Source organism: Bradyrhizobium sp. LCT2 (assembly GCF_009931255.1).
Taxonomy (GTDB): Bacteria; Pseudomonadota; Alphaproteobacteria; order Rhizobiales; family Xanthobacteraceae; genus Bradyrhizobium; species Bradyrhizobium diazoefficiens.
On the sequence record NZ_CP034431.1, the window covers coordinates 50,771 to 56,609 of the forward strand.

The 5,839-nt window shown below is 61.3% G+C and carries 1 protein-coding gene; it reads right to left on the minus strand.

Going from position 1 to position 5,839, the window contains the following annotated elements; all coding sequences use genetic code 11:
• Positions 1-115 precede the first annotated feature (115 nt).
• A complete protein-coding gene (locus EI171_RS00270; RefSeq protein WP_161532260.1) occupies positions 116-5,800 on the minus strand; it encodes a non-ribosomal peptide synthetase in 5,685 nt (1,894 codons plus the stop codon).
• Between the last annotated feature and the right edge of the window lie 39 nt (positions 5,801-5,839).

Sequence of the window (5,839 nt, forward strand, 5' to 3'; positions counted from 1 at the left end):
CGTTCAAGTACGAATCCCGGCAACCGGTCAGATACGTCGATAACAGCAAAACGCCATTTTCGGAAATCCGGTCAAGCCCGAATGCCGAGCCAGGAGAAATTATCGTATTGGCGGCTCAATGGAAGGATCTGACCCGAGGAAGAAATTCATTGTCGAAGAAATGCGATACGTAGGTTGAGAGCAAACCTCGATCGATTGACGGACACGAGATATCACTGCCAGCGAGGCCGGCCAGCGTATTCTGGCAGCTGATGGTGACCGGTAGTTCTGCACCCTGGGGGGTTATTCCTCCGAGCAACGGCGCGATCCAAAAGGCCGCGCTCGTCGGCTCAGCCTCGGCATGACGGACAATGGCGTCACACCACGTTGCGAAAGGGACAATCTGAAACTGATAGCCGTAGCTACCGAGCACCTCGAGGATCTCGATCCAGCGACAAGACGCGCCGTTGGCCAGGTGGAATGTCTGTCCGGACGAAACGCTGCCCAGCGACAGATGAACGATGGCTTTGCTCGCATAGTCGACGGGAATAACGTTCACCGGGCCGTCGAACTGCGGCGCGAACCCCGTTTCGATGCAAGCTTTGAGCAGTAACCACAGGAAATCATGCCTCTGGCAGGCGCCGCTATGGCTGTCCCCCCAGATGCGGCCTGGCCGAAAGATATCAACCGAAATCCCTCTGCGGCGCGCCTCAATCGCCAACTGCTCAGCGACCCACTTGCTCTGCGTGTAACCGAGTGACAATCCCTCGGGGTCATCCGGGAGATCTTCCTCGCGGAGTTCTCGCCCCGCCACCGCTTCGCGCGACGAGAATACGTGCAGGGTGGACACGAGATGCACCCGCTTCACGCACCCGCGGCTGGCAAGCCGGAGGAGTTCCTGCATGCCAAGAACATTGGCGGCCTTGAGCCCCTCATATGGCCAGATGAAATTTACCGTCGAACCGCAGTGATAGATGCTATCGACCGTATCCGTCAGCATTTCGAAGTCGGCACTGGAGAGACCCAGTAGCGGCCGCGCCATATCCCCGGCCAGAGGCACTACCCGCACTGCGAACTGTCCCTCCGCAATGTGGAGGGATGCGAGATTGGCGCGCAGCCGGAGGAGGGCCTGCTCGCCATCGCCGGCGCGCACCAAGCAATAGATTTTCGCATCGGTCTGGCCAAGGAGTTCGCGGAGTAGAAAGGCCCCGAGAAATCCGCTGGCGCCAGTGAGCAAGATGGCACGCGGCGACGTCGACGGCCGGGATGAGACGGGCAAGGCGCGTCTGATGGAAGAATCGAGTACCGCCTCGGCGCGAAAATCGGCCTGCGGCATCGTGTCGATCGAGCCGGTCCGCTTCTTGGTCTCGATCACGTGACTCATCCAGGCAACGGTCGGTCGCTCGAACAGCGTGCGTAGCGGCACGTCCACATGCAGCGCCTCGCGCAGCCGATAGATGAGCTGGGTGGCCAGGATGGAATGTCCTCCGAGATCGAAGAAGCTGTCGTTCATCCCCAGCCGGTCCACCCCGAGGACTTCAGCCCAGATGTCGGCGAGCCTTCGCTCCAGCAGCGTGCGCGGCGCCACAAGCGCATCGTAGAGGTCGGGACGCGACTGACTGGGAACCGGCAGCGCCTTGCGATCGATCTTGCCATTGGACGTCAACGGAACCGCGTCCAATTGCATGATGTGCGACGGAAGCATGTAATCCGGCAGTCTTTGCTTCAGAAAGCGCTGCAGCTCTGCCGTCAACTGGTGATTGAAACCCGAGCCCAGCGGCCGGTTCGCATAGACGCTCCAGTCGATCGCCGGTACCGTGGCTTCCGGTTCCGCGCTCTCGACCTGGATCCCGCGTGGTGGGTCATCACTCGACGTTACGTTACCGGCGACCACCACATCAAAGTAGCCGTCGCGATCGGGGCCGGCCCAGCGCACGTCCACCACACAACGATACTCATCCTCGAGGCTCCAGAACTGCTCGGGATCCATCGCGTCCGTACCTATGCACTCGAATGCATCGCGCAGCCGCGCGTTGGGCACACCGTTGACGACGATGACATCGGGTGCGTCGCCGGAAAGCAGCCGCCGCAGTTCCGGCATCGTGACATCCGAACTCGACCAGTCGAGCGACGTCGCCGGACCGGCGGTGGCCTTTGGCGCACCGATGTGCAAGACGACGTCGTAGCGAAATCGGGTCATTTCATTCCAATGACGGCCGCGCTTCAGACGCACCTCGACGCCGCCGATCCGCGGCAGATGCCGTCGCAGCTCGAGGAAGAACACCGGGTCGATGACGAGTTCGTGCTCATCGAGGACCGCCTGAGCCACGCGCGATTCGACCTCCTCCGGCGCGAGCGGGTACCCGGCTCGATGCATTAGCACGGACGCATGGAACGCTTGAAGGAGCGGCAGGCTGCGTATATCGCCGACGAAGACGGTCCCGCCATCACACACTGCGTCGACGGCGTGCTCCATGACACGCACCAGATACGCGATGTTGGGAAAATATTGAACAACGGAGTTGATGATGACGAGATCATGCGCATCGCGATCGCCTTCATGGAACGCGTCAGCTGGGGTATGCCGAAGCGTAACGTCGACCATTGACGATATCTGTCCCTCGAGGCCAGCCAAGGCGGCTTGCGAAATGTCCGTGCCGACATAGCGTTCGCAGAATGGGGCAATCCGGCACAGCAACAATCCCGTGCCGCAACCGATCTCGAGCACGTTACGAGGTCGCAGCGCAAGAATCTGACGGACCGTCTGCTGTACCCATTCATGCATTTCTTCCGCGGCGATGGGTTGCCCCGTATAGCTGCTCGTCCACCCCAGAATATTGAACGATGGATCGTCGACGGGCGGCGTCTTGCGGTAGATCTCATCAAACACGGCTTGCCATTGGCCGATGCGCTGCAGCGCGCGATCCGCACGGGACTCGTCGAACACCGTGCCTTTCTGGTTGACATAGGCAACGATGCACTTGCCCTTGGTTGGGTGGTCGAGGTCGATGACGACGGCCGCATGAACGTCAGCGTGCTCGAGCAACGTGGCTTCGATCTCGCCCAGTTCGATGCGAAAGCCCCGAATTTTGACCTGCTGGTCGATGCGTCCGAGAAATTCGAGATCGCCGTTTGACCGGCGGCGCATCAGGTCTCCGGTCCTGTAATATCTGACGCCCGGCTCGTCGATCCGCGGCAGAGGCACGAACCGTTCCGAGGTCAGCCCAGGCTGCCCGAGATATCCGCGCGCAACGCCGGCGCCGCCCACATAGGCCTCTCCGAAAACACCGAGCGGCACAGGTTGCCCGCGCGAATCGAGGACAACGAGGCCGAGGTCCAGCAGTGGACGACCGATTGCGCTCCGCGACGCAGTATCGAGGTCGGCTATCGACAGTGAGCGGCAAGTGACATGCACAGTTGTTTCTGTGATGCCATACATGTTGACGAGCTGCGGTTGAGAATCGCCATGTCGATCAAACCAGGACTTGAGCATGCGGACATCGGTCGCTTCGCCGCCAAAGATGATCAGGCGCAGGCAGGTCTTTTCGCCTCGGGCGGCATCGACCCGGCTGAACTGCGCGAACGCAGAGGGAGTCTGGTTCAGCACGGTGACACGTTCGGAGCACACCAGATCGTAGAAATTCTCGGCGGAACGACTGACGTCATAGGGAACTATCACGAGGCGACCGCCATACAGTAGCGCCCCCAATATTTCCCACACCGAGAAGTCGAACGCACAGGAGTGAAACATTGTCCAGACATCTCGTTCGTCATAGCGAAGCGACTCCGCCGCTGCCGAGAATAGCCGCGCAACATTGTCGTGGGTGACCATGACGCCCTTGGGCCGTCCGGTCGAACCGGATGTGTAGATCACGTAGGCCAGATTGTCGCCGTGCACCGTGACGTCGAGGTTCTCCGGGCACTCCCCCACCGGGTCATCGGTCGCGCCATCAAGCAGGACAACACGCGCGGAGTGTTCCGGAAGCATTGCGGCATGCTTTTCCGTTGTGATCAAAATCGGAGCCCCGGCGTCCTCGATCATGAAACGGAGGCGTTGCTGGGGATAGGCGGGGTCCAGTGGCAGGTATGCACCGCCGGCCTTGAGGACGCCGAGGATGGCTACGATCAAGGCCGGAGAACGGTCGAGGCAGATGCCAGCCAGAACGTCGGGCCTCAGTCCCTGTATCCGCAGCCTACCTGCGAGCCGGTTCGCGCGCTCGTTCAGTTCCCGGTACGTGATCGTCTTGCCCTCGCAGACGACCGCCGTCGCATCGGGCGAGCGCGCGGCCTGCTGCTCAAATTGCCGGTGGACGGCAATTTCGGGAGGGGCGTATCCCCGGCGGCGGCTGAGCGAAAGGATCAACCGCCGTTCGGTTTCCGGCAAAATCGACAGATCAGCGAGCTTCGCGTCCGGCTTCGCCACGATGCCGTCGAGGAGAACACGCAGGTGCCCGTCCATTCGCGCGATCGTTGGCTCGTCAAACAATTCCGTGCTGTATTCGAGATAGCCCTCCAGTCCATCCTTCGTTTCCATCATCGACAGGGTCAAATCGAAAATCGCGGTCGCGCCGTGCACCGCCATCGGCGAGAAGGTCAGTCCCTCGATCGCGATGGGTGGGCTTGGTGCGTTCTGAAGCAGGAAGGCCGCCTGAAATAGCGGCGAATGGCTCAAACTCCGATCGGGTCGCAGTTCCTCGACCAACTTCTCGAACGGCATATCCTGATGCGCATAGGCGCCGAGCGCAGCTTCGCGCACGCGGCCGAGCAACGCTGCGAAGCTCATTTCGCCCGAGACCTCGGCACGCATCACCAGCGTATTGACGAAGAATCCGATGAGCGGTTCAATCTCCGCACGGTTCCGATTTGCGATCGGACAGCCGATTCGAATGTCCTGCTGACCGGTATAGCGGTAAAGCAGCACGAAGAACGCGGCGAGCAGGGTCATGTAAAGGGTTGCGCTCTCCTGTTGGCTCACCGCCCTAAGCGCATTGGTGAGGGAAATCGGCAGCGCCACAGGATGGCGGGCTCCGGCAAACGTCATGGAGGCAGGGCGTGGATGGTCTGTGGGAAGGTCGAGCGTAACGCATTCATCGCCGAGTTGCTTTCGCCAGTAGGAAAGCTGTCTTTCGAGCTCGCCTCTATCCAGTCGCGCTCGCTGCCAGTTCGAAAAGTCCGCGTATTGTATCGGCAGCTCGGCCAGTGGGGACGGGCGGCCGGCCGCGAACGCGGAGTAAAGCGTGGTAAACTCGCGTAGAAACACACCAAACGACCATCCGTCGGTCGCGATGTGGTGCATCGTGAGGATAAAGATGTGTTCGTCATCGCGAAGGCGCAGCAGTTTGACGCGGAACAGCGGCGCGCTGGTGAGGTCGAAGGGCGTTCGTGCCTCTTCGGCAAGGCAGCGCGAAATCTCCGCTTCACGCTCCGCATCCGTGGTTGCCGCAACCGCGATGACCGGCAGGGTCAGCGGTTCCGCCGGCAGCACAACCTGCATCGGCCGCCCGGCGATGACGACGAACGTGGTCCGCAGCCCTTCGTGACGGCGCAGGATTTCCTGGATGCTGCGCGCCACGGCTTTGACATCCAGCCTGCCCTGCACGCGCACCGCCCCGGGAATATTGTGAACGGCGGTCCCCGGCACAATCTGCTCCAGGAACCACAGGCGTTGCTGTGCGAACGAAAGCGGTGTCGGGTCGACGTCGAGACGCTTCGGGATCGTTTCTGGCACGTAGCTGCCGCGCCGCCATCGCTCGAGCAGCTTCCGCTTCGCGATTGAGATGCCGGCACCGTGATCCGGGGACTCGCCCGACAATTCCATCATTCCTCGATTGCCCACGCGGTTTTTCGGCTGACTCGGCCA

Excerpts from the sequence above, each read along its gene's own strand:
- EI171_RS00270 (WP_161532260.1), bottom strand. The coding sequence starts at position 5,800 with ATGATGGAATTGTCGGGCGAGTCCCCGGATCACGGTGCCGGCATCTCA.